8 protein-coding genes and 4 tRNA genes are annotated in these 4,336 nt (G+C 29.2%); 1 reads left to right on the forward strand and 11 read right to left on the reverse strand.

The features are described 5' to 3' along the window. The coding region (locus IMK15_RS06155) for a hypothetical protein (RefSeq protein WP_226869204.1) at positions 1–90 on the forward strand (90 nt) is incomplete at its 5' end. Between the two features lie 52 nt (positions 91–142). Here IMK15_RS06155 and IMK15_RS06160 read toward each other — a convergent pair. The 11 genes from IMK15_RS06160 to IMK15_RS06210 all read right to left on the reverse strand — a co-directional run. After that, positions 143–544 (reverse strand): type II toxin-antitoxin system HicB family antitoxin, encoded by a 402-nt coding sequence (locus IMK15_RS06160; protein WP_192942269.1) that lies wholly within the window; start codon positions 542–544, stop codon positions 143–145. Positions 545–564: 20 nt separating this feature from the next. Continuing rightward, positions 565–1,131, reverse strand: a complete 567-nt coding sequence (locus IMK15_RS06165) for a hypothetical protein (RefSeq protein WP_192942270.1) — start codon at positions 1,129–1,131, stop codon at positions 565–567. Between the two features lie 92 nt (positions 1,132–1,223). Further along, a complete protein-coding gene (gene rpsR, locus IMK15_RS06170; protein WP_046328808.1) occupies positions 1,224–1,457 on the reverse strand; it encodes a 30S ribosomal protein S18 in 234 nt (77 codons plus the stop codon). 15 nt (positions 1,458–1,472) lie between these two features. Continuing rightward, the gene (locus IMK15_RS06175; RefSeq protein ID WP_046328809.1) at positions 1,473–1,868 is read right to left on the reverse strand and encodes a single-stranded DNA-binding protein; all 396 of its coding nucleotides are present in this window, start codon (positions 1,866–1,868) and stop codon (positions 1,473–1,475) included. 18 nt (positions 1,869–1,886) lie between these two features. After that, positions 1,887–2,174, reverse strand: a complete 288-nt coding sequence (rpsF, locus tag IMK15_RS06180; protein ID WP_046328810.1) for a 30S ribosomal protein S6 — start codon at positions 2,172–2,174, stop codon at positions 1,887–1,889. A gap of 84 nt (positions 2,175–2,258) precedes the next feature. Continuing rightward, positions 2,259–2,894, reverse strand: coding sequence for a TetR/AcrR family transcriptional regulator (locus IMK15_RS06185; RefSeq protein ID WP_046328811.1), 636 nt, complete (start codon positions 2,892–2,894; stop codon positions 2,259–2,261). Positions 2,895–2,980: 86 nt separating this feature from the next. Beyond that, positions 2,981–3,063, reverse strand: a tRNA-Leu gene (locus IMK15_RS06190). Between the two features lie 14 nt (positions 3,064–3,077). Further along, positions 3,078–3,153: transfer RNA gene (locus IMK15_RS06195), tRNA-His, on the reverse strand. A gap of 6 nt (positions 3,154–3,159) precedes the next feature. Next, positions 3,160–3,235: transfer RNA gene (locus IMK15_RS06200), tRNA-Gly, on the reverse strand. A gap of 1 nt (position 3,236) precedes the next feature. Continuing rightward, positions 3,237–3,313: transfer RNA gene (locus IMK15_RS06205), tRNA-Pro, on the reverse strand. 295 nt (positions 3,314–3,608) lie between these two features. Then, positions 3,609–4,336, reverse strand: a 728-nt coding sequence (locus tag IMK15_RS06210; RefSeq protein WP_226869236.1) for a hypothetical protein, incomplete at its 5' end; no start/stop codon positions are given.

A 4,336-nucleotide genomic window follows, 5' to 3' on the forward strand; every position in this document is an offset into this window, starting at 1 on the left:
CCAATCGCAATGGAACCAGGATTAAGATTTGCGATAAGAGAAGGTGGAAGAACAGTAGCTTCTGGAGTTGTTGCAAAAATAGACAAGTAAGAAACAAAAAAAGGCTAAATGCTAATGAGCATTTAGTCTTTTTTTAACTACATCACTTTATCTTCAATTCTTCTTTTAAAGCCTGTTGTAATAACTGAGAAAAATTAATTTTTTGTTCTTGTGCTAATATATCTAGCCACACTGGTAATACAACAGTCTTATTTTTTAAAGCTTGCTTTACTTTTGCTATCTCATATTCTAAATTAAACCTTATAAACGATATGATTTGATTTTCTCCAACTTTTTCTTGCAACTCATCAAAAGTTGATAATCTAGGAATTTCTATATTTTCATTAACATAGTCATTCATTTCTAAAACAATTACTTCAGATACATTGTTTACTGCCTCATCAATCGTATCTCCATAAGTAACATGATAATCGATAGAACCATCTTTAAACTTATTAAAATCTGGACTGCAAGCATAATATACACCTTCACACGTGGTGTACACTTGTCAAGATGGAATATTACCTACTTGACAGTAAACAATATACTCTTATCATCCTTAACTTCTATTGTATAGACTAAGCCATTAATGTACTTTATTTGTACCGAACTTTTATTCTTATTTAAACTAGTCAAAAGTTCTGATAAGATTTGTAGTGCTTCCTCTCTTTTTATACTCTTATCTGATACTTGTATAAGTACACTTATTGCTTTTTGAAAAATGGGCATATTTTTTTCATTTACTTCTAATATATTAGCATGTAGTGTTGTTACATTTATACCCTCATAATGTATTAAATATGTACTATTTTTTAATTCAGGTATCTCTATTTTAAAATATGTCTTGTTATCATACTTAACCAATGAGAAATTATCAAGCTTAAGTTCTTCCTTATTTGATAAATCTTTAAAACTATCTACTATATTTTCCAATAATTCAGATTTGAAATTTTTCTTTTTGACATCGGTAATAACTACACTGTCATTTTGTTTTTTCTCCTTATTCAACACCCATAATTCCTTAACTATGGCAGTAATTACTACTATTAATCCTAGTAATAGTAACAAAAAATATTGTAACTTTTTTTTCAAATTTCTCACCTCGCCTTATTATACAGGAAAATGCTAGCAGAATCAACTATCATTAAAAAAGTGAGACCATAATTTTAGCCTCACTGTATAATCTATTTTTCTATCTTTGTATATGGTAATAAAGCGATTTGTCTTGCTCTCTTTATTTCCTTTGCTATTTTTCTTTGAAGTTTAGCATCAAGACCTGTTACTCTTGCAGGAGATATTTTTCCTTTATCATTCATAAAGTTTTTTAATAATTCTGCATTTTTGTAATTAATTTCTTCTATTTTAAATTTAACTTTTGGTCTTCTTTTTCTTCTCTTAAATTCAGCAACTGGTTTCATATTTCTTACCTCCTTTTAGAATGGGAAATCCTCACCATCATCAGGATCATCTACGGTATCTATATAATCATTTGTATCTGCGTTCTTGTCAAAACTTGAACCAGAATTAGATTGTGTTTCAATAAATTCTGCCCTATCTACTACTACATCAAATGAATTTCTCTTTTCTCCGTTGACTTCATATGATCCTACATTAATTCTTCCTTGGACTAGTATTCTTTGTCCTTTACCAAAGTAGTTGGCTATAAACTCAGCTCTTTTATCCCAAGCAACGCAGTTTATAAAATCAACGCCATCTTTAACAAATTCTTTTTTTACTGCAATAGAAAATCTACAATATGATTTTCCAGATGATGTTTGCTTTAATTCAGGGTCCCTTGTTAATCTACCCATTAATCCTACATAATTCATTTAGTTCACCTTCCTGGTTTACTTCTCATTCTTAACAATCATGTATTTTAATAAACTTTCAGTTATATTTAACTTAGTTTCAACATCGATTAGTTTTGTTCCATCAATAACAAAGTTTGTTAAAACATAATATCCATTTTCTTTTTTCTTAATAGGATAAGCTAATTTTCTTTCTCCCATGATTTCAGTAGAAATTTCTTGTGCTCCAGCTTTAGCTAATATGTCTTCAACCTTTGCAACACTTTCTTTCTTTTCTTCATCTGTTAAATGTGTTGAAAGTATGAACATAATTTCGTATTTTGTCATTTTCTTTTCTCCTTTCCTTCTGGTTTAATAGCCCTAAGAGTAAGCCCCTTAAAGCAAGGCAATGATATTATAGCAATTTTTCTATTACTTTGTCAAATTTTCTTTGTAGTTTACTAAAAACAAAAAGCTTGTAAGGTAATATTTGAAATATAGTCTTAGATATGGTTTAGCTTTTTCATAGTTTTCATAATCTATAAGGAAAGGAATAGCTCCACTAAAGCATTCCCTTGCTATTAATCTTAATATTCTTTCTATATATTTCTCTATCTTTACTACACCTTTTACTTTTTTGTATAGATCTATTGTTGATTTAATATCTTCTTCTGTAAAGGTATTAACTATCTTTTCATATTCTGTACCTTGTGATGAGTATAATAGTATGAAACTATCCTTGTATTCAAACATAATCTTATACATATTCATAGCTTCATCCATTACTTCTTCAGTTATTATACCTTTTTTTAATATATCCACCACTTTTTTGTTACAAGCTAATGATTTAGATTTAGCAATTTCAAAAACTTCATGTATTTTTGGCATATCCACTAAGATGATTTGATTAAACATATCTTCCTTATTTTTAAAATTACCATATATAGCACCAGTTGTTAACTTACATAACTTTGCAATATGACGCATTGAAACACCCTTATACCCTTTTTTTAAGAATTCTTTCTTTGCAACTTTTAAAATCTTGTCTTTACTAAATTTACAATTCATTTTTTCACTCCATTCAATCATATTATACAGATTTTTTAATGAAAATCAACAAAATGTATAAAAAAAAGAAGCTTAGCTTCTAAAAGTGGTGCGCGAGGAGAGACTCGAACTCTCAAGCCGAAGCGCTAGATCCTAAGTCTAGTGCGTTTACCAATTTCGCCACTCACGCATATTTTGTTCAAGTGGGGTGACCGACGAGATTTGAACTCGCGACAACCAGATCCACAGACTGGCGCTCTACCAACTGAACTACGGTCACCATAGATGGAGCGGGAAACGAGGGTCGAACTCGCGACATTCAGCTTGGAAGGCTGACGCTCTACCATCTGAGCTATTCCCGCATGGTCGGTGTTATAGGATTTGAACCTACGACCCCTTGCTCCCAAGGCAAGTGCGCTACCGAGCTGCGCTAAACACCGTTCCATCAAGACAATAATTATAATAGCATTTTTTAAATCTTATGTCAACAACTTTTTTTCATATTATATATTATACTAAATTGCAACCCTAAATGACGAGTTTTTTTATAGTAGTTATGCCTTTATTTTTTCTTCATAAATTTCTTTAGATTTTATGCCTACAAACATTTCTAGTATAATTATTTATATTTTCTGTTATTAATTATTTCAGGTCTAAAATTCTACACTTAATTCTATACTTGTATAGCAAACTATCTTTATTAACTCCATATAGCTCTAATTCGTCATTTAATTTTTATCTTTCAAATTCATCATCGTAACTTCTATTGCTCCACATATTAATTATTTGCTTTTCATGTTTTATTTCTTCAATACTCTTATTTAACGCTTCGTGATAATCATAGTTTTTATCTATCTTTGCAACTTCATCTAGTTTAGCTTGCTTTTCAGTATCAAATGAAAATCTAATTATTTTTTCGCTTGTTTTTTTATAAATATCTTTAATTGTACAATTAGGGATATATTTAATATTATTATCATTATTTCTTACTAAAAATATTTCCATATAATAAGTCCCACATTTATCTATTGCTAAACCAAGTTGCAAATATTTGTTATCATTTATTTCCAGTAAAAATTTTACAGACTTTATAGTCGTATTTTTGTTATTCATACTAACAAATCGGGCTTTTTCTAAATTCTTTAAAAAGAAATTTATTGTTAATACTCTATCTTTGAAACTTTTTAATGGTATTTTTCTTGACTTTATAACATCATTATATATTTTGGAATCACTTAACTTATTGTATATAATATTTTTAGCATATACAGATGCATAATTATTATTTTTATCACAATAATGTAATCCCAGTGAACCTCTCCCACTTAAAATTACTTTGTAATTTTTGAAGTGGAAGCTTCTTCTTGGGAAGTAGTTGCTTTTGCAAACTATATTTACCAAGCTATCCCCGTAGTTCCTACGGTTCTTTATACTTCCTTTTAGACTGCTTGTCTTATTCTTAG

The organism is Sneathia sp. DSM 16631 (genome assembly GCF_014892235.1).
GTDB classification, from domain to species: Bacteria; Fusobacteriota; Fusobacteriia; order Fusobacteriales; family Leptotrichiaceae; genus Sneathia; species Sneathia vaginalis.

What these genes read in the sequence shown, in the direction of transcription:
- rpsR (WP_046328808.1), bottom strand. Translation starts at nt 1,457, where the DNA reads ATGAAACCAGTTGCTGAATTTAAGAGAAGAAAAAGAAGACCAAAAGTT.
- IMK15_RS06175 (WP_046328809.1), bottom strand. Translation starts at nt 1,868, where the DNA reads ATGAATTATGTAGGATTAATGGGTAGATTAACAAGGGACCCTGAATTA.
- rpsF (WP_046328810.1), bottom strand. Translation starts at nt 2,174, where the DNA reads ATGACAAAATACGAAATTATGTTCATACTTTCAACACATTTAACAGAT.
- IMK15_RS06185 (WP_046328811.1), bottom strand. Translation starts at nt 2,894, where the DNA reads ATGAATTGTAAATTTAGTAAAGACAAGATTTTAAAAGTTGCAAAGAAA.